General features: G+C 44.0%; 18 protein-coding genes and 1 pseudogene. 10 read left to right on the top strand and 9 right to left on the bottom strand.

Translation table 11 applies throughout. The features are described 5' to 3' along the window. Positions 1-239, top strand: a pseudogene (locus tag EWV68_RS09930) (hypothetical protein); the annotation flags it as partial. On the opposite strand, the gene EWV68_RS09925 reads toward EWV68_RS09930, so the two are convergent. Continuing rightward, on the bottom strand, positions 201-653 hold the full coding sequence (locus tag EWV68_RS09925; protein WP_061431286.1) for a divergent PAP2 family protein: 453 nt from the start codon (positions 651-653) through the stop codon (positions 201-203). The pseudogene EWV68_RS09930 and the gene EWV68_RS09925 sit on opposite strands and share 39 nt — an antisense overlap. A gap of 17 nt (positions 654-670) precedes the next feature. Continuing rightward, a complete protein-coding gene (gene crtE / locus EWV68_RS09920; RefSeq protein ID WP_287169664.1) occupies positions 671-1600 on the bottom strand; it encodes a geranylgeranyl diphosphate synthase CrtE in 930 nt (309 codons plus the stop codon). A 365-nt stretch (positions 1601-1965) separates the two neighbouring features. Here crtE and EWV68_RS09915 point away from each other — a divergent pair, with 365 nt between their 5' ends. The 4 genes from EWV68_RS09915 to EWV68_RS09900 all read left to right on the top strand — a co-directional run bounded on the left by EWV68_RS09915 (position 1966) and on the right by EWV68_RS09900 (position 4986). Further along, complete coding sequence (locus EWV68_RS09915) at positions 1966-3363, top strand: serine/threonine protein kinase (protein WP_287169662.1); 1398 nt, start codon at positions 1966-1968, stop codon at positions 3361-3363. Positions 3364-3602: 239 nt separating this feature from the next. Further along, positions 3603-4178: a peptide deformylase gene (def, locus tag EWV68_RS09910; protein WP_002748816.1), complete on the top strand. Its 576-nt coding sequence runs from the start codon at positions 3603-3605 to the stop codon at positions 4176-4178. A gap of 31 nt (positions 4179-4209) precedes the next feature. Then, positions 4210-4407, top strand: coding sequence for a hypothetical protein (locus EWV68_RS09905; protein ID WP_061431284.1), 198 nt, complete (start codon positions 4210-4212; stop codon positions 4405-4407). 261 nt (positions 4408-4668) lie between these two features. Beyond that, the gene (locus tag EWV68_RS09900; RefSeq protein WP_287169661.1) at positions 4669-4986 is read left to right on the top strand and encodes a 2Fe-2S iron-sulfur cluster-binding protein; all 318 of its coding nucleotides are present in this window, start codon (positions 4669-4671) and stop codon (positions 4984-4986) included. A gap of 81 nt (positions 4987-5067) precedes the next feature. Here the strand turns inward: EWV68_RS09900 and pyrG are convergent, their stop codons facing one another. After that, positions 5068-6708 carry a glutamine hydrolyzing CTP synthase gene (pyrG, locus tag EWV68_RS09895; RefSeq protein ID WP_287169660.1) on the bottom strand — a complete coding sequence of 547 codons (1641 nt, stop codon included), beginning with the start codon at positions 6706-6708 and terminating at the stop codon, positions 5068-5070. 231 nt (positions 6709-6939) lie between these two features. Between pyrG and EWV68_RS09890 the strand changes: the two genes are divergently transcribed. Further along, positions 6940-7293 carry a hypothetical protein gene (locus EWV68_RS09890; RefSeq protein WP_061431282.1) on the top strand — a complete coding sequence of 118 codons (354 nt, stop codon included), beginning with the start codon at positions 6940-6942 and terminating at the stop codon, positions 7291-7293. Between the two features lie 230 nt (positions 7294-7523). Beyond that, on the top strand, positions 7524-8897 hold the full coding sequence (locus tag EWV68_RS09885; protein WP_061431281.1) for a serine/threonine-protein kinase: 1374 nt from the start codon (positions 7524-7526) through the stop codon (positions 8895-8897). Here EWV68_RS09885 and EWV68_RS09880 read toward each other — a convergent pair. From EWV68_RS09880 to EWV68_RS09860, 5 genes are all read right to left on the bottom strand, one after another. Continuing rightward, positions 8889-10328, bottom strand: a complete 1440-nt coding sequence (locus EWV68_RS09880; RefSeq protein ID WP_287169659.1) for an aminotransferase class I/II-fold pyridoxal phosphate-dependent enzyme — start codon at positions 10326-10328, stop codon at positions 8889-8891. The two genes, EWV68_RS09885 and EWV68_RS09880, sit on opposite strands and share 9 nt — an antisense overlap. Before the next feature lie 186 nt (positions 10329-10514). Then, the gene (locus tag EWV68_RS09875) at positions 10515-12329 is read right to left on the bottom strand and encodes an ABC transporter ATP-binding protein (protein WP_287169658.1); all 1815 of its coding nucleotides are present in this window, start codon (positions 12327-12329) and stop codon (positions 10515-10517) included. Between the two features lie 40 nt (positions 12330-12369). After that, on the bottom strand, positions 12370-13446 hold the full coding sequence (locus EWV68_RS09870) for a phosphotransacetylase family protein (RefSeq protein WP_061431278.1): 1077 nt from the start codon (positions 13444-13446) through the stop codon (positions 12370-12372). A gap of 35 nt (positions 13447-13481) precedes the next feature. Then, the gene (ebsA, locus tag EWV68_RS09865) at positions 13482-13859 is read right to left on the bottom strand and encodes a type IV pilus biogenesis protein EbsA (protein ID WP_061431277.1); all 378 of its coding nucleotides are present in this window, start codon (positions 13857-13859) and stop codon (positions 13482-13484) included. A 222-nt stretch (positions 13860-14081) separates the two neighbouring features. Beyond that, a complete protein-coding gene (locus EWV68_RS09860) occupies positions 14082-15338 on the bottom strand; it encodes a GAF domain-containing sensor histidine kinase (RefSeq protein WP_061431276.1) in 1257 nt (418 codons plus the stop codon). A 487-nt stretch (positions 15339-15825) separates the two neighbouring features. Between EWV68_RS09860 and EWV68_RS09855 the strand changes: the two genes are divergently transcribed. Beyond that, complete coding sequence (locus EWV68_RS09855; protein WP_002798554.1) at positions 15826-16146, top strand: DUF3155 domain-containing protein; 321 nt, start codon at positions 15826-15828, stop codon at positions 16144-16146. A 466-nt stretch (positions 16147-16612) separates the two neighbouring features. Next, entirely contained in the window at positions 16613-17401 is a 789-nt protein-coding gene (locus tag EWV68_RS09850) for a response regulator transcription factor (RefSeq protein ID WP_287169657.1), read from the top strand. Positions 17402-17486: 85 nt separating this feature from the next. Here EWV68_RS09850 and ftsH read toward each other — a convergent pair whose 3' ends face one another. Beyond that, the gene (gene ftsH, locus EWV68_RS09845; RefSeq protein WP_287169656.1) at positions 17487-19382 is read right to left on the bottom strand and encodes an ATP-dependent zinc metalloprotease FtsH; all 1896 of its coding nucleotides are present in this window, start codon (positions 19380-19382) and stop codon (positions 17487-17489) included. A gap of 214 nt (positions 19383-19596) precedes the next feature. Here ftsH and rimP point away from each other — a divergent pair, with 214 nt between their 5' ends. Continuing rightward, entirely contained in the window at positions 19597-20067 is a 471-nt protein-coding gene (rimP, locus tag EWV68_RS09840; RefSeq protein WP_061431273.1) for a ribosome maturation factor RimP, read from the top strand. The last annotated feature ends 360 nt before the right edge of the window (positions 20068-20427 follow it).

Here is a 20427-nt window from a genome sequence, read left to right as displayed (position 1 = left end):
TTTCTGAAGTTATTAAGACTGTAGAAAGGGGAATAGTAACAATTTTAGAACATCCGATTCGCCCTAAGTATTTTTCTGATCGAGCTTTAGAAAGTGCACGATCATTAGCAATATTGAAAAAAAGAGATGAGTGTATGGGTGATTACCCCGGATTTTCAGTTATTAAATCTAGTTTATCTCAACCCCAGAAAACACCTCAATTAATGACAGAGCATCACCAGGGCGATACCGATACCTAAACTTAAACCGACCAGCACTTGAAAAGGAGTATGACCAATTAATTCTTTTAAACGTTCCTCGTTAAATTCCTTGCCCTCCTGGAACATTTCATCGATAATTTGATTGAGAATCCGGGCCTGTTTTCCTGCTGCCTGACGCACTCCAGCCGCATCATACATAACAATAACTGCAAAAAGCGCGGCGATCGCAAATTCGGGACTAGACCAACCCATCTGTAATCCTACCCCAGTAGCCAAGGCCCCCACCAGCGCCGAGTGAGCGCTAGGCATTCCTCCCGACGAGACTAGATAGCGCAGACTCACCTTACCATCCCGGATTAACTCAATCAGTGCTTTTAGTCCCTGGGCAGTGAAACAAGCTAAAAGAGAGACTAGCAGTATTTGATTGTGTAACACCTGCTCGAAGTCCTGCATAATCTCATTCGTTTAATTTAATTTTTACGATTAACAATATACTCGGCGATGGCCCGTAAAGGTTCAGCGGCCTCATCGTAGCCACTCAATTCACCGATGGCACTATCTATCAACTGTTGAGCTTGCTGGCGGGACACTTCTATCCCCCAGAGACTAGGATAGGTGGCTTTTTCTGCCTGTAGATCTTTACCGGCGGTTTTGCCCAATTCCTCCTTTGTCGCCGTGATATCGAGAACATCATCGATAATTTGGAAAGCCAAGCCAATATTTTGAGCGTAACGGGCTAATTTAGCTATATCTTCCGCTTTTGCCCCCGCTAAAACTGCCCCCGACACCACAGAAGTCTCCAACAGGGCCCCGGTTTTCTGAGTATGGATAAAACCGAGAGTTTCCGCCGAAATATCGGGTTTTCCTGCGGATTCCAAGTCTAAAACCTGACCCCCCACCAAACCCGCTGCCCCGACAGTGCGACCTAAACGGGCAATTACCTCTAAAATCTGTAGGGGAGGTACATTACGAGTCTGGGTAGCCACATACTCGAAAGCGTAGGCCAGGAGACCATCCCCGGCTAAAATAGCGATATCTTCGCCAAAAACCTTGTGATTGGTTAATTTCCCGCGTCGGTAATCATCGTTATCCATGGCGGGTAAATCGTCATGAATTAATGACATAGTGTGAATCATTTCCAGGGCGCAAGCGGTGGGTAAAGCCATCTCTAGGGAACCCCCCATCAATTCACAGGTAGCCAGACATAAAATCGGCCGCAGACGTTTGCCACCGGCGAGGAGAGAATAGCGCATCGCCTCGTAGATTTTGGCAGGATTGCCGATAACTAAAGAGCTATCTAAAGCTGACTCGACAATCAACCGCTTTTCCTCCAGATAGGAAGCCAGAGAAAAGCTCTCGTTTTTCCTCACTTCTACTCCTCGTTCGCCCCTAGTAACCATGTCTTTTTGTCTTGAACCGACTGCTTTTAAAACTATATCAGGAAACTCCACCTCGATCGGAATTAAACTGGCTGCTCCCTTGTACACTAAGCGGTTGACTATAGACCTCTTGTAAAAAATAAAGAGCTTAATTACTCCTTCAGACTGCATGGCAGCTCTGAAGTTGACAGCCTGAGCATTTGTACTATCTCTCCGCTCCCCTCTCCCAACTCCGCTGCAGTCTTAACGAGTAATTTAGATAGTCAACAGCTTATCATGGGAGACGCTAAAGTTTTGATGATTCGGTCAAACTTCCGTTTTCTTAGCTTGCGGCTGAGAAATTTCTCGATTAGCCTAGAATTAGGATTATCCTAGGAATATATTGTATGCTGACAGGGCAAATTTTAGGCGATCGATATCAAATTCAAAGTCAGTTAGGTAAACAAACCGGAAGACGCACTTTTCTCGCCCAAGATCTAAAAACGGGTACTACTGTTGTCGTCAAATTATTAATCTTCAGTCCCGATTTTGAATGGACAGATTTAAAACTCTTTGAACGGGAGGCCGAAACTCTTAAACATCTAGATTGTCGCTCGATTCCTGAATATATCGACTATTTTGAAGTTCGCACCGATACCTATCAAGGTTTTGCCCTTGTTCAGAGTTATATCGAGGCGAAATCTCTCAAGGAACAGATAGAAAATGGCCGCAAATTTAGTGAATTAGAGCTGCAAGAATTAGCTAAATCTATCCTAGGCATTTTAATTTATCTCCATGGACTTAACCCGCCAATTATCCACCGGGATTTGAAACCTAGTAATATCTTATTAAAAGATCGATCGGGTCATAGTATCGGCAATGTTTATTTAATTGATTTTGGTTCTGTCCAGACTGTTGCCCAACAGGAACAAGCCACTTTAACTATCGTCGGAACCTACGGTTATATGCCCCCAGAACAATTCGGTGGTCGCACCGTTGCCGCTTCTGATTTATACAGTTTAGGAGCGACTTTAATTTATCTAGCTACAGGCATTCATCCCGCCGATTTACCCCAAAAAGATGGCAAGATTCAATTAAATAATTTAGCCAATTTAAGCCCTGCTTTTGTTCATTGGTTAGGGCAGTTAATCGAACCTAGTCTCGAAAAAAGGTTTATTTCAGCACAAGCAGCAAATCAAGCTTTAAATACTCTCCACGAAATGCAATTAACTGCCTCGAACCTTGAAAAACCCGCAGGGAGTCGGGTACAGTTGCAAAAAAACGAGGAGAAAATTAAAATATCTTTACCTCCCGAAGGTTTTACCCCTAAATTAATTTTTCTTGGAGCTTTTGCCATCGCTTGGAACGCTTTTTTATTAGTATGGACAGGAGGAGCAGTTTCCATTCCTCTGTGGATAAGTTGGTTTTTTCTGCTCTTTTCCGTGCCTTTTTGGTTTGTGGGTTTAGGAATGCTTTACCAGATTATTTATTGTCTCAAAGGGGAGGAAATTATCACTATTGATAGTCAAGAAATTGTGGCCATTCAGCGAATTTGGGGTTTGACACTTCCGGGCAAAAAGAAAATGGCACGGCAACATATTAATAAACTGGTGAAAGCTGATAGTTATCATAGCAAAGATGGTGATGGCGATCGAGTTTATGTACCGATGGCTTTAACTATTTGGGTGGGGACTAAAGAATATACTATTAGCAGTAAAACAAAAGAATATCTGAGTCAACCCGAAATTGAATGGTTAGCAGCAGAATTAAGCCAATGGTTAGGGATGCCAATTACTAATAAGTAGCCAGTTACAATCAGCTTTTTTCTCCCTTCTCCCCACTCCCCCACTGATTACTGATTACTGCTTACTGATAACTGAAAAATCTCCCCACTCCCCACTTCCCACCCCCTGATATGGACGAACTGTCTGTGATCAGTGTAAAATTTTATGAAGGGTCTGGGTTTTTTTCTCCCTTTTCCTGAGAAATCCCCCAGAGCCAGTGACTAAGATCAAAATTGTGCATCCCATCGATAATTAAGTTTATGAGCGCCACTATTACCGTAGAAAAACGCAAATTAGAAAAACCCCCTTTAGAACTGCATTATCTCGGCGATCGAGTCCTGCGTCAACCGGCCAAGCGGATTGCTAAAGTCGATGACAGCATCCGCCAATTAGCCAGAGAAATGCTGCAAACTATGTATAGTTCCAATGGTATCGGTTTAGCGGCTCCGCAAGTGGCAGTCAATAAACAATTGATTGTCATCGATTGTGAACACGATAAACCGGAAAATCCGCCCCTAATTCTGATTAATCCCCAAATTATCGGTTATAGTCGGGAATTGTGCAAAGCGGAAGAGGGTTGTTTGAGTATTCCCGATGTGTTTTTAGATGTCATCCGTCCCCAAGCGATCGAAGTGAGTTATAAAGATGAACAGGGGAAACCGCGAAAACTGCAAGCTAACGGTTTACTAGCGCGGGTAATTCAACACGAAATGGACCATCTTAATGGTGTCATGTTCGTGGACAGAGTAGATAACGATTTGGCACTCAATGAAGAATTAAAAAAACACGGTTTTTCCGTGCAAGCGGTGAAACCCGTCGAGAAAGTGACAAAATAAAGGCATTAGTTAATTTAGGTGAGGAGTGAAGATGACCCCGAAAAGCGGCGTTTTATTGTTATTATCCTGTATTGCAGCGATCGCTGGTGTGGGTTGTGTCTTTGAAATTAGTTCGGGAGAACCGGATTTAGGCAATACCACCACTAGCTTAATTCTAGCGGCAAGTGTACCATTAACAGCCCTATTTTTTTGGGCGGCGGTTAAAGACACGAGAGCCAATTACAAATAGAATAACTTCCCCTCGGTTATCTAAAAATTGGCATAATTTTCATGAGCAAAAGAGAGAAGTAAATTCTCTCTTTTGTTCGTTTTAACTACAGGGCAAATTGCCAGAAAAAGTTACTACTTTTTCGGATTTTATCATCTTTCATGACAATCAATTATCTGCCGACCGGTGAAAATCTGATTAGGTAAAGATTTCCCCCCTCTCTCCTCTATCCGCAATCTAGAATGATAAAATAGGTGAAGTTCACAGCATCATTCATTAGCTATGACCACAACCTACAAAGTAGAAATTTCCCATTTAGGAACCACACAAACGATCGAAGTTAGGGAAGATCAAACTATACTACAGGCAGCCTACGATGCGGGGATTGACTTACCCAGTTCTTGCAATACGGGCGTATGTACTACCTGCGCCGCTCAACTGTCCCAGGGTAGCGTTGAACAAGGTGATGGCATGGGATTATCCCCCGACCTGCAAAAAGAAGGCTATGCTTTGTTATGTGTGGCCTATCCTCGCTCGGATATTAAACTGGAATCTGGCAAGGAAGAAGTGGTTTATCAACGTCAATTCGGAAAACCCTAGGCCAGACTGGGGTTAAGATGACAAATTTTCGGGGGTTTCCCCCCAAAAAACCAGATTTTGAGCCAATAGAACCAGCAAACCCTAACTAATAGCTGAATGCTGACTACTAAGGGAGAACTTTTCCTCTCTACCTTTGAGGGCCGCTTTCATGAAACCAGAAAAGAGAGGATGAGCTTTATTGGGACGAGAGCGAAATTCGGGGTGAAATTGGGTAGCAATAAAAAAAGGATGTTTTGGTAGTTCGATAATTTCCACCAAACGACCATCAGGAGAAGTGCCACTCACCAGATAACCAGTCTCGAAAAAGAGACTACGATAGGCATTATTGAACTCGTAACGGTGACGATGGCGCTCATAGATAACCTCCTGACCGTAGAGGGAGAAAGCCAGACTATCGGGATTTAAACGGCAGGGATAGAGACCTAAGCGCATTGTTCCCCCTAAATCCACCACATCTGCCTGTTCTGGCAGTAAATTAATCACTGGATTGGGTGTATCCTCTTCAAATTCGGAACTATTGGCCCTTTCTAATCGGGCCACATTGCGACCCCATTCGATAATCGAACACTGCATCCCTAAACAGAGACCCAAGAAAGGAATATTATTGACCCTAGCATACTCGATCGCCTTAATTTTGCCATCCACACCCCTAATACCAAAACCACCTGGTACAACAATACCGTCAACACCGCTTAAATGAGCTTCGGCCGAATCGTGATCCACATCTTCGGCACTTACCCAACGCAATTCTATCTCGCTATCAAGGGCAATAGCAGCGTGTTTCAAGGCCTCTACCACCGAGAGATAAGCGTCCCCCAATTGCACATATTTACCGACGATAGCTATCTCTAATTTTTGACCGGGGGATTGCATCTGTCGGATGAGATTTTCCCACTCCTCCAGATGGGGGTATCGGGGACCCAGGTTTAATAATTCTAGGGTTTGTTGCGCTAATCCCTCTTTTTCCAGATTGAGGGGAACTTCGTAGATACTGCTGGCATCCTGAGCAGTAATCACCGATTCCACCGGCACATCACAGAAAGCTGAGAGTTTTTCTTTTAACCCCGGTTGTAGGGGTAGATGACAACGACAGACTAACACATCCGGTTGAATACCGATCGATCTTAATTCCTTGACCGAGTGTTGCGTCGGTTTCGTTTTCATCTCCTTGGCCGCCGGAATCCAAGGAATTAGGGTAACGTGCATATAAACCACGTTATTTCGGCCCACATCCTTCCTAAATTGCCTAATTGCTTCTAAAAAAGGCAGAGATTCGATATCTCCCACCGTACCACCAATTTCTGTGATGACAATATCGGGGTTGGTATCTTTGGCCACCCGGAGAATCCTTTCCTTGATTTCGTTGGTAATATGGGGAATTACCTGCACAGTTCCCCCCATATAAGCACCACGGCGCTCTTTATTCAATACCGCTTGATAAATCGAGCCAGTAGTCACACTATTGAGACGGGATAGTTCCGTATCGGTAAAACGTTCGTAGTGGCCAAGGTCGAGGTCGGTTTCGGCCCCATCATCGGTGACAAATACCTCTCCGTGTTGAAAAGGACTCATCGTACCCGGATCCACGTTGATATAGGGGTCTAATTTCAGAATTGAGACGGAATAATCCCGACTTTTTAACAATCTTCCCAAACTAGCGGCGACAATTCCTTTCCCAATACTGGAGACGACTCCCCCGGTGACAAAGACAAATTTACTCATAAAATTTTTCCTGCGATCAATTATACCTAGCAAGGGGTAAGAGTTTTCGGGATGGGGCGGTGTCATTTTCCCAGATTTCATTATAACCGGAGGATCTATACCCCGATCCTCGTTTTAGCTCCCTCTCGAAAATCTATTGCACCACAGCCTTTAGTCACCTTCATCCCGATCATCTAAATTTTCCGCTACAATCGAGAGTACTAAGACTCAGGCAATTGTAAAGTAATATTAATGATAGATTTTAATACTCTCGCTGAATTTTCCCGCAACTATTGCGTCTCGATTTGTGCCTTTTTAGTACCTGCTAACTTAGTAACCACCCTTTTAACGGTTCTTTTTCTCTATTTCGGTCGTCCTACCCGTCAAGTCTTCCCCATTGCTTCCCTAGCTTTGTTGTTCGCCCTCACCATGTTTCTCCACGTCGCCACCTGGTTGATGATTGGTGTGGTTATGGCCCCCACTTTTATCCTCTTTGGACTGGGTTTAACCTGTTTTGTGATCAATCTTCAAGCCATCAGCGATCGCCAAAGCTTGGAACAGTTATTACACACTGGGGTTAGTCGTCTGGCCCGCTCTTTCAACTAAGAAAAGCGCCGAGACTTCCCACCCCACCATGAAGATAACCGCCCTTATCCGGCTGAATTTTTTTCAGCCAAAGACTTGACAACCTCCAAAATTTCTGCTAACCTTGTAGTATGATGGGAATCCGTGTCGGCCTACGAACGCTCTTTTTAACTCTTTCTCAAGAACAAAAATTTTAACCCGAATTGCCGGTAGTAGCTAAACTAAGAGCAGTACCACGGGAAACAGTGACTATGGAAGTTATTTGTACGCGTCCCCACTGTCCGAAACCGCGTAATCAATGCCCAGACCTAGACGATAGCAATCGCTTAACCTCGATCGAGCAGAAATATTGTACTACTTGCGGGATGCCATTAATTTTAGGGGGACGTTATTTGCCAGAACGTCTATTGGGACAAGGAGGATTTGGGGCGGCATTTTTAGCGCTAGATCGTTATAGTCCCAAAAAAGCTAAATGTGTACTCAAACAATTTCAACCTTCGGGTAATTTAAGTCCGCAAGCTTTAGAAAAAGCGAAAAATTTGTTTTTTCAAGAAGCGCACGTTTTAGAAGATTTAGGACGAGAACATCCCCAAATCCCCGATCTCTATGCTTTTTTCCCTTTAACAGTCAAGAATCAATTAACGGGAAAAGAAGAGCAATTTTTCTATCTGGCCCAGGAATATATCGACGGTAAAAACTTAGAAGAAATTCTCCAACAGCAACAAAAACCCTTTCAAGAAAGTGAAGTTAAAAACATTCTCGAAGAATTACTTCTTATCCTCAAATTTATTCATGAAAATGGTTCCATTCACCGGGATATAAAACCATCTAACATCATGCTATCCAAAAATGGCCGCCTCTATTTACTCGATTTTGGGGCAGTAAAACAGGCTACCAATAACCCTAGTAATACACAAGAGAAATCCACAACAATTTACTCGGCAGGATTTGCCCCTCCCGAACAACAATTAGGCAATCAGGTATCGGCATCCACGGATTTATATGCCCTAGCAGCTACCTGTGTTATGCTCTTAACTAATCGCGATCCTGATGATCTATACGATCCCCAAAAACAGGTCTGGAATTGGCAAAATTATGCCCCCAACATCAGTGCAGATTTAGCCCGAGTATTCAATAAAATGTTACTAGCAAATCCCCTGGATAGATTTCAATCCTGTGGAGAAGTTTTAACCGCTTTAAATACACCTTCACCAATTCCTGCATCTCCTCCACCTTCTCCAATTCCTCCATCCCCTCCAGCTTCTCCAGTGATTAGAAAAACTTCCCGCTTTTCTCTTGGGGAAACTTTCGCTAATGCTGCCTTTACAGGATTTGAGGGGACATTATTAGTAATTGCCTTAAATAGTTTAGTCCCCTCGGTAGGAATTGTCATCGCTTTTATGATCTTAGGTGGCTTAGTTTTGGCATTATTTAAAAAAGTGATTGAAGGGAGAGATTTACCGATTCTAGCAGCAATTACTCTCGCCTTCCTGTTAATTCCGCAACTGCAAGGAACCCTAAGTTTTCCTGAAATTGCTATCATTGCCGTGATGGCAGCCATCGGAGCCATTGCTATTACCGCCTTTTTCCGGTTAATATATCGGATAATTTTGCGATTATTTTAAAACCCTGAAAGTTTGAAAATTATCATCACTACCGCCAGTAATCGTGCCACCGAGGTCTAAAATAGTTTGCAGATAGTCGAGGACTTCCTGAGAAATTAACTCTCCCGGCATCAAAACGGGAATACCGGGGGGATAGGGACAGATAACATCAGCACTAAGACGATCGAGGGCATTTTTCCGGGATACTATCTCTGTAGGGGCAAAAAAAGCCTTTCTAGGAGAAATAGCCAAATTTCCCGTGACTGGGGCAGGAGTGGGGGGTAAACTGGTAGAGTCAGGAGATTGAAGGCATTGAAAAGCAGTAATTAGGCGATTAATGTGTTCGCGATGATTGCCGATGGAGATAATAAAAGTAAGTTGGCTTAAAGTCGGTAATTCTGCGGTGACGGCGTATTTTTCTCGCAAAATATCGTCTATTTCGTAACCAGTTAAGCCAAAATCTTTGACGATTACCGTTAAACGAGTGCGATCGAACCAGTGACAACCCGGGATAGAATGGGGAAAGTCTAAAACAGAGATATTAGGGATTTTATTGAGTTCTTTTCGGGCCGAAGCGGCTAAATCGAGGGTTTTGGTCAGTAAATCTAGTCCTTGCGTCGCCATTTGCTTTCTAGCACTATCAAGGGAAGCGAGAAGCAAATAACTAGGGCTAGTGGTTTGAACTAATTGTAAGGCTCGATCGACTTTTTCGGAACTAATGCGATCGCTTTTTAAGTGTAACATCGATGCTTGAGTTAAGGCCCCTAAAACCTTATGGGTGGACTGAATAGCCATATCAGCGCCGAGAGACAGGGCAGCCGGAGGTAAATCGGGATGAAAGGCAAAATGCGCCCCGTGAGCCTCATCGACGAGCAGCGGGATAGAATAATGATCGGTAATCTGGGCGATAGTTTTTAAGTCACAGCAAACCCCTTGATAGGTGGGAGAGACTACCATCACCGCTTTAGCGTCGGGATGGAGTTTCAGGGCATTTTCGAGGGATTGGGGGGTTATATTTAAATTTAGATCGATAGTGGGATTATATTCGGGATTGATAAAGATAGGCTGCGCCCCAGAGAGAATTAAGCCCGAAATTGCCGATTTATGAATATTTCTCGCCAAAATAATTTTATCTCCCTCGCCGCAAGTGGCTAAAATCGCCGCAATAATGCCACAACTGGAGCCATTGACTAAAAACCAGCTTTTATCTGCCCCAAATGTCTCGGCTGCTAAAATTTGCGCTTCTTTAATCACCCCCGTCGGGGCAAACAAATTATCAAGGTCGGGTAATTCGGGTAAATCGGCTTTAAAGACGCTTTTTCCCAGTAAATTACTTAAATCTTCCCCGATTCCTTCCCCCTGCTTATGCCCTGGTGCATAAAATGGTACGTCTAAACTATTGACTTTTTTTTGCAGTTGTGATATTAGCGGAGCAGATTCTGGCGAAGGCATTGTGAGAAGTGGGAAGTGGGGGATTTGTCAGTGATCAGTAAACAGTAAACAGTAAACAGTAAACAGTAATCAGTAAACAGTAATTAGTGAAGATTGATCGGCGAATAATATCATTTAAAACTTAAAACTTATCACTTATCACTTTAATCTGATAACTGATAACTGATAACTGATCACTGATAACTGTTAACTATCTGTGCCTAACATTTGCAGTTTATATAAACTAGCGTAGAGGCCGTCTTCGGTTAATAAATCTTCATGGGTTCCCGATTCGACTAATTCCCCGCGTTTAAGGACAAGAATTCGATCGACATCGCGAATAGTGGAGAGACGATGGGCGATAATAATAGCAGTACGATTGACTAAAATCTGTTCTAAAGCTTCTTGAATTAATACTTCTGTCCCCACGTCTAAACTAGCGGTAGCTTCATCTAAAACTAAAATTTCGGGGTTACGAATAGCGACTCTCGCAAAAGCGAGTAATTGTTTTTGTCCTCCCGATAAATTTGCGCCCCGTTCCCGTAAAAGGGTATGATAACCATCGGGTAACTCCTCGATAAAGTGATCGATATTAGTTAATTTAGCGGCTGCCTTCACTTGCTCAAAATCATAATTTTCCCCTAAAGTAATATTGCGAGTAACATCTCCGGCAAAGAGAAAAGTTTCTTGGAGAATGACACCGATATAACGTCTTAATTCCGCTTGGGGAAGATAACGGATATCGATACCATCCACTAGAATTCTGCCCTTACTTGGTTCGTAAAGACGACTGAGAAGACGAATAATCGAACTTTTTCCCGCACCGGTGGGACCAACTAAAGCGACTTTTTCCCCTGGATGAATGGTAAAATTGAGACCTTTGATAATATATTCATCGGGTTTATAACCAAACCAAACATTCTCAAAAATAATCTCGCCAGTTTGACGTTTTTCTGGGAAGTAAATCTCTTTATAATTGTTAGAATCGGTGATTTCAATGGGAATACTAATTAATTCACCAATTCGTTCTATAGCAGTAAAACCCGATTGAAACATAGTAAATTTTTCGGCAAACTGACGTAGGGGATTAAAGAGACGTTGGGAGAATAAAATAAAAGCTGATAAAACCCCAAAATCAATGGTTTTCTGGAGAATAAAAATCCCGCCTAACCATAATACTCCTCCCACGGCAATTAATCCGATCCATTCCAAAGTGGCCGAGACAGCAGAATCATAAAAAATTGTTTTATCTAGGGATTGACGATAGTGAGTATTGATAGTGCGAAACATTTCAGCATTAAAGCGTTCGCGGCGAAATAATTGAACAATATTAACTCCGACTATATTTTCCTGTAATTGGGCATTAAGTTTTGATAATTCCTCGCGTACTTGATAGTTAGCGATGCGGTATTGTTTTTGAAAAAAGATAATTAAAGCAGTGACGGGAAATAACATCAACACCAACAATAGAGCTAATTGCCATTGCAGGGTAAACATGGTGATGATAATAACTAAAATATTGACCAAATCACTGACAACTCCGATCGCCCCACTAGCAAAAACTTCTCCTAATGCTTCCACATCGCTGGTTAAACGAGTGACTAAACGTCCCACGGGAGAGCGATCAAAAAAACTGGAGGAAAGGGAGGTGACATGGGTAAATAAATCTTCCCGAACATTAGCAGTAATTGACTGACCGACTTTCTGCACTAGATAACCTTGCATTGTCCCTAAAATCAGTCGTAAAATAATCGAAGCCGAGAGGATAATAATTAGGGTATTAATGGCTGCTGTTAAGGGCATTCGAGCCAAAAAATCCCAAGTTTGTTCCTTTTGCAAAAGGGAGACCGCTTGACCGATAATTAAGGGTTGGATCGCCCCTGTGAGAGATAGGGGAAAAAGAAGTATTAATGACCAAAATAGCAGGGCTTTTTGCTTTTTTGCGTAGGGAAGTAACCTTAATAATAATCTCCAGTCATTTTCTTTGACCGGAGGGGACACAGGGGAGGATGATAGACTCATGAAGGGGTTTCCAATGAAATTCTCGGCAGCCGGGGAGAAATTACCCCCCTGTTGTTAACTTTTCTAACAGGCGATCGATCTGGAAATATTCCTCCATTAATTCTCGAATACAAGCGACTTTTACCTGTTCCTGTAAGCGAATCTTCCCGAAGGCCTGATCGACGATTTCCACGGTGGTGAGAGTATCTAAATTTACCGAGAGAATCGGTACTTCTAAATCCTCGGCCCGGCCTAAAATCAGGGGATCTGGAGATATAGAACCGGTTAAGATTAAACAGGTGGTGGAAGTTTCTAGGGCAGCTAACTGTAGGTCTGTGCGATCGCCACCCGTAATCACAGCCATATTTTCCCCCTTGCGAAAATATTCTAAAGCGGCGTTGACATTCATTGCCCCGATCGCTAAACTTTCTACCATCCAATCCAAACGATCGGGCCGACATAATACTTTGGCCTCTAAAAGATGGACAATTTCCCGAACACTAATACTGCGCAGCAGTTTACTAGCGGGTAACAGTCCTAAAACTTCCACACCTTGGCCAGCGAGATAGGGTTTAAGGAGAGATTGTACTTCATCCCAATGATCGGTGGGGATATCGCTAATTACTACCCCCAGCAGCTGATTATTTAATTCCTGTTGCGCTTTCAGCAGACTATCGGCAATCAGGGGAGAACTATAGCGGGCCACCAATAGGACCGGAGTCTGGAGAATTTTGGCCATCTCCCCCATCGATAACTGAAAAATACTCCCTTCCCAGAGAGTCCCCGGCCCTTCGAGGAGGGTAATATCACTGTTAACCCGATCGAGATAGCCAGCAAGAATATTGCCGTAGTCCTGTTTATCTGCACCTTGCAGACGTTTAGCAACGGAATCCATATCCGTATAGATCAGGGGTAAACGCAGCTGATCGGGGGATAATTCTAGTAATTGCCGGATAAATTCTACATCCTCATCGACCAATTGCCCATCGACGTAGCCCGGACAATTGCCCACTGGTTTGCCGTAACTTATCTCTAGGCCTTTTTGCCGCAAGAGATGCGCTAAACCGACGATAGTTCCCGATTTACCACTGAGGGGTTCCAGGGAAGAGATGAGTATAGATTTGGCTGATTTCGCCACGATTTGCTCCTTTTTAACCCGTAAAATCCCGACTTTTATTCTTCAAATCGCAGCAGTTTCCGATAAAATCCCTGCGAAAAGTCGGCTGAACCTAGCTGCTTAAAGGTTTTAATCGCATCGATGAGATATTCGATCAACTCGGCGTTAATAATCGTCATCTCATAGCTTAGGTCGGCCTGTCCTTCAAATTGTAAACGACAACGGGTCAATTCCGAGGGCAATTTTGATACATACCAAGACGCCACAAAGGGAATCCCTTGACTGTTTTCTATGCGACGACGACCTTCTAAAGATCCTGCTTGATACAAAGCGATCGCATAGGGCAGGATACTATGTTTGTCCTTGGCATAGTAGGGCATATATACTACCACATCGGCCTTATTAGCGGGTTCTAATTGTTCGATAGTCGGCATAATTTAAGTAATAGGACAAAATTAACTTCTTGGTTAGGATAGGCACTCATGCAAGGGGCAAAAGGCAAGAGTTACTTAGATGTGTGTAATTGATTGTCTCTAGCTACTGTTAATTCTTTGGTTCACAGCCAAGTTACCATTGACACTGATATTTTCCATATATTTTAACCGATCGCCCCAGGAATCTCCCGATCGAGAAAATAGGCAGAATTGACGACCAGATCATCCCTCTATACTGAGGTTATCATCGGGTATAACTGGTATATGAACCCGAAAAACCGTGCCGGGGTAGGGGGAACTTGTTTGCTCGGGATTGGGACTGATAAATTCAATCGTCCCCCCCATGCTGGTAATTAATTCTTTTGCGATCGCTAAACCCAATCCTGTACCGGGTATATCTCCCCCTGCTTGCACTCCCCGGTAGTGACGTTGAAAAATTCTTTCTTGATCGCTCCTCGCTATACCATAACCCGTGTCTTTAAAAACAATTTCTACACTATTCTTAACATTCTGCACCTCGACGGTGACTTTTCCGCCAGCAGGAGTATATTTGAGGGCATTATCAATTAAATTGCTGAATACTTCCCGCAAACCGGGGATATTGGCGCAAATAAGTGGTATGTCTTCCCCGTGAATCGTTTCTAGACTGAGATTTCTCTCTTTGGCTACGGCCTGGGCCGAAAGGAGCAGCGGATCGAGAATATCATGGAGATCGATCGGAGTTAGTTGGCCGCTGCCAGCAGGCAAGAGAAAGGCGGTGGGGGAAGATTGCTCTTGCAGGAGAGGAATATCGACGGTGGGGTAATTTTCGCTTTCTTGCTGAATTTGTGCCTCAAATTCGGCAATTAAGTCCCGAACTCGATCGCTTTCCCTCAGAATACCAGTAATGGCGGGATCGTTACCTTCTTCGGCTAAAAGCCTTTTGAGCAGAAGTTTACCAAAGGTTTTTAAAGCGGTGAGGGGATTGCGGATTTGATGGAGAAAGGTATCGAGGCGCTGACGTTGCCATTGTCGATAATAACGTTCTTCTCCTAATTGGCGATCGAGTACACAGGCCAAAGCGAGGGTTTGGGTGATTTTTTCCATCCGGGTTAATTCCCAACTTTGCCAAGGTCGTTTTTCTCTGGTTGTCACCAATAATCCGATCATGCCCTCTTCATACATTAAGGGTAAAAACAAGCGATGACTGCTGACGGTCTCCTGATTACCCCAGAGGTGGGATAAATCTTCTAACTTAACCGCAGTTAACAAGTCTGCCGCCGGTTGCCCGGGTTGTAAGGAAAGCGGCTTTTTTTGGGGAGAAGGGGGATTAAAAGGCGGATAAACAACGACTGGAATTAAATTACTCGATAAAGGTTCAGTTAAATAAACCGCACTTCTGTCCGTTGCCATTTGCTCTCGCAAAAGTTCCATCTGTGCCTGACACAGGGCAATAAAATCATCACTCAGGGGAGTCCGGGAGGGGGAGGAGAAGGGCATACCAAGAAAGTAAAAAGTAAAAAATCAGAAAACCTAGATACAGCTAGGGTTGCGAGTTTTGTTTCCCGGTTTACACAGGAGAGAATGGCCATCCTCTTGGGTCGAGGGCAGCCAGCAAAAAGCAATTAGGACAAGGGTTTGGTCACTATTTTCTATAGCGTTTTTCAGTCTGCTGAGGTACAAAAGTGATGGGTTTTAGGCAAAAGGCAAGAGGCAGAAGGCAAAAGGGAAGAAAAATAGGTGTACCTCACTAGCTTAGGAAACGCTATATATTAAAAAAAGTTTAAGAATAATAAGTTTTGTATCGGGATTTAGAGGTATGTTTTTGTTACAAAAACTTAAACCTAGTCTCAGTCTAGCTTCTAGTCAAACTTGTCTGTAATTGGGTTTGTGAGAGACACTTGATTTCTTGGTCTAGAACGGATATAATTGCTACGGCTTTTGTAACTATCATTACAACGATTAGCCAAAACAGGAGGTAATTGGGTTGGCCAGAAAACGGAAACGTAAAAGTCGCCGTCGTCAAGAAGGACGTAAGATACTTGAACTTATACCCCAGTATAGTATTGAAAGTGGCGAAGATAAACCCGTAACTGCGGCGCGTAAGTATATTCAAGCTATAGGCATTAGCCCACCAGCTTTATTGATTGTTAAGCGTAACGAGCATACAACCGATCGCTATTTCTGGGCTGAAAAAGGACTGTTTGGAGCGCAATATGTGGAGGAAAACCACTTCCTTTTCCCAAGTTTGCGCGACCTGCAGCCCCAGCCACAGCCCGTCAAAGCACCGGTAGCAGTTGCCAAATAATTCTCAGGACTATTAATCATATCATGGAAAGTCAACTCGTTTACGCAAAAGTAAACGAGTTTTTTTTGAGCATAAGTAGGGTTTGCGGCAAAAAGCTTTTCGGTGGGGGCAGGGTGTAGGGTGTAGGGTGTAGGGTGTAGGGTTTTAGCGATTTTGAGGGGGTCAATTACCTAATTTTCAGGGAAAAAGTCCCGGAATTTTCCCCCCGATCACTCCCAGATCTGGTACTTTTTGGAAACCAAAAAGTCTAAAAGTTTTACCCAACAAGGTTTTTAGATTTTTTCGGCAACCCCTAAATAATCAGTTTTTAATAACCAGATTTAGTATAAAAATAATCTCCTGACTCCTGACTCCTGACTCCTGACTCCTGACTCCTGACGAATGTTACGATTGTTACAACATCTTGACATTAATTCTGATACCCTGACAATGTGTCAATCTGTGCAGTAATGGGGCAGAAACTCAAGTGGTATCGATCCATATTTCTATTGTTGAGGGCAACCCGCACTTGCGATCGCTATTAGCTTGGCATCTGCAACAGGCCGGTTATTTGGTTAATCAATCGGCAACCCTGCAAAGTGCGCGTCAAGCTTTCCTTCATCGTCAACCAACCTTAGCAATTATCGATTCCGACTTGCCAGATGGGGATGGGATCGAACTCTGCCGTTGGCTTTATCAACAAAAACAGTCTTTAATACTGATTCTCTCGGCCCGCAATGGCGAAAAAGATGTGGTCAATGGTTTAAAAGCCGGGGCCGACGACTACCTGAAAAAGCCCTTTGGAATGCAAGAATTTATGGCTAGGGTAGAAGTGTTAACCCGTCGTTTAGGCAGTAGGGCTGCTCCCCTACACTTGGATTATGGGCAATTAAAAATAGATTTAGCCCAAAGACGGGTACAATTTCGCGGGGAGTATATCGAATTAACGCCCCAAGAATTTAGCCTACTCTACGTTTTAGCCCAAGCGGAGGGAACACCCCTATCAAGAGCCGATTTACTGCGTCGCGCTTGGCCCGAGGAAATTGATAATCCCCGGACAATCGATACTCATGTTCTCTCTCTGCGGAAAAAAATCGAAACCGATCCCAGACAACCTAATTTAATTCAAACCGTCCGCAACGTCGGCTATCGTTTCAATCTAGAAATGTTGGCCGAGATGACTTCAGCTTTAGAAGCTAATATTATTGCTTCCACCAAAGGCAATCATAACGGCCATTCCATGAGTAAAATCCCCGCTCACAATGTTAGTCGTTAATTCTGGCTTTGTCCGACTGATTAGCAGATTTTCTGCTGAAATCGTCTCCTAACCACTTAATCGAAGCGAGGAGACGAAGGGAAAATTAAACCGTAGTCACCATTGACCGATCCGCTTGTTGCTGAAATTCCGTCAATAAACGCCGGAATTCGTCGCCGTCAATGGTTTCCTGTTCAATCAGTATATCCACCAAGCGATCAATCGCCACACGATTGTCAAGGATAAGTTTTGTTGCTAAATCGTGGCATTGCTTGACAAGTTCCCGTACCTGTGCATCAATTTTCGCCATCATCGCGAAAGAATGGTCGGCATGATAACCAGCAGCAGCACCACCGAGATAGGAATTGCCCTCCTCCTCTAGGGCAATCAATCCCAATTCCGACATTCCCAGACGCGTTACCATCTGTCGGGCCAGATAGGTAATTTTTTCAATATCATTACCGGCCCCGGTGGTCACTTCATCCTCACCGAAGACACATTCCTCCGCCACTCGTCCCCCTAATAATCCCGCAATTCGGGCTAATAACTGGGAACGACTGGTTAAACCCTGTTCTTCATCGGGAGTGAACCAAGTTAACCCCTGCGCTTGACCCCGGGGAATCAGGGTGACTTTTTCCACCTGATCGTGGCCGGGACAGAGACTAGCGACAATCGCATGACCGACTTCGTGATAGGCGATCAAACGCTTGGCTTTACTATCCACTAAAGCGCGCCCTTCCATACCGGCCACAATCCGATCGATCGCATCGTTGACTTCCGCCATGGTAATCGCCTCTTTCCGTCTTCTAGCGGTAAAAATCGCCGCTTCGTTGAGCATATTAGCCAAATCTGCCCCAGTAAAACCAGGGGTGCGACGGGCGATCGCCTCCAGAGTAACATCGGCAGCCACCTTTTTATCGCGAGAATGGACCTCCAAAATGCCCAAACGTCCCTTAAAATCCGGATAATCCACCACTACCTGTCGATCAAAACGACCCGGACGCAGCAGGGCCGAATCCAAAACATCGGGGCGGTTGGTGGCGGCAATGACGATAATGCCGGTATTTCCCTCAAAACCGTCCATTTCCGTCAATAATTGGTTCAGGGTTTGTTCCCGTTCATCATTACCTCCCCCATAACCGATCCCTCTTTGACGACCAACGGCATCAATTTCATCGATAAAAACCAAACAAGGGGCATTTTCCTGGGCTTTTCGGAACAGATCTCGCACTCGCGACGCACCAACCCCGACAAACATCTCCACAAATTCCGACCCGGAGATGCTGAAAAAAGGCACTCCCGCCTCTCCCGCGATCGCTTTAGCCAGTAAAGTTTTCCCCGTCCCCGGTGGCCCGATTAACAGGACTCCTTTGGGGATTTTTGCGCCAATAGCCGTAAATTTTTCCGGTTGTTTGAGGAATGTCACCACTTCCTGTAGATCTTCCTTGGCCTCATCCACACCCTCCACATCATTGAATTCTATGCCAGTTTTCGCCTCCATCTGAAACCGCGCCCTTGATTTACCGAAGTTCATCGCTTGACCGGAAGCATTGGCAGAACGACGGATAATAAACACCAATAATCCCAAGACGATAATAATCACTAACAGGTTAGTGAGAACATTGATCAAGGCCGAATTGTCAGTGCTGGGGAGAATGCCGTACTCAATTTTTTTAGCATCGAGTTTCTTGATTAATTCGGGATTTTGGTCAAATAAATTGACTTCTTTCGGGGGATCCTTGTCCGTTTGACCGACGAGGGTAACTGCTGCCTGCTGCAAAGAAGGATTGATTTCGACCTTTTTTACCTTTCCTTGCTCGATCTTCTCTAACAATTCACCGTAGGTGAGGGTATTTTGGTTTTTTTGACTCCAAGCAGGAGTGACATGGCCAAAGGTTTGCAGAATCATCCAAGTGGTGACAATCCCTTTCCATACTGGCCGACGACCACGATTCTTAGCTGGCTTGGCTCTAACTACGGTGAGTGGAGATTTTTGATCCATAATTGACTCTATATCTAGTTACCCTGTATTCATTGTGACAGATCGACTCGATCGTGACCACTGTTCTGTTTTCCCCCAGGCACGACCCCGGGGGCAAATAGCGATGACGGTTTTTTGCTATACTGTATTCAGCTAGGTGGTCTAACAACTGCCTATCCCAATCACTAACAGTTTAGGGAAGTGGGTTTCGCCCGCTTTTTTTATTGTCTAAATCATGACCCATCCGCTCATCCCCGACCTGCTGCACCTAGCCATCCCTATCGCTGAAAACTTGGGGCTAGAAGTGGTCGATATCGTTTTCCAAACCAATAAAAGGCCTCCCGTCCTGCGCGTCGATATTCGCAATCTTGCGGGAGATACCGGTTTAGAGGACTGTGAGCAGATGAGTCGGGCCTTAGAAACCGCCCTCGACAGTCAAGAAATCTTACCCGGGGCCTACGTTTTAGAAATATCTAGCCCCGGCATTTCTCGACAACTGAGCAGTGAGCGCGAATTTCAGTCTTTTAAAGGTTTTCCCGTCATCGTTACCGGCCAGGATAGCCAAGGAAAACCGCAAGAATGGCGCGGAAAACTGCAAGGTAGAGATGAGCAATCTATTTATCTTAACCAAAAAGGTCGCTCCCTGAGCATCGATCGCACTACCGTCATCAGCGTCCGTTTAGATGAGCAGCGCAATAATCAGTGATCAGTAAACAGTAATCAGTAATCAGTAATCAGTAATCAGTAATCAGTAATCAGTAATCAGTAATCAGTAATCAGGGATAAAGATGAAGATAAATAAAGGCTCTTCGGTTTGTGTTATGCAATAGACGGGGGTTATAAGGGATGTAACCCTTATATAGAAAGGCATTTGGCGATTTTTGTCAATTGTTTTTGATCTAGAGCGAACTAATCAATTAAGTCTCTTACCAGATAAGGATTTAGTCGATTTATGCTCCCCTATCGAACCATGCCAAGTAACGAAGAACCTAAATAAATAACTAACTGATTAACTTAAAACTTACATCTGATAACTGATAACTGATAACTGATAACTGATACAAGG

The organism is Microcystis sp. M_QC_C_20170808_M9Col (assembly GCF_007095495.1).
GTDB classification, from domain to species: Bacteria; Cyanobacteriota; Cyanobacteriia; order Cyanobacteriales; family Microcystaceae; genus Microcystis; species Microcystis aeruginosa.
This window is presented reverse-complemented; position numbering and strand designations above follow the sequence as displayed.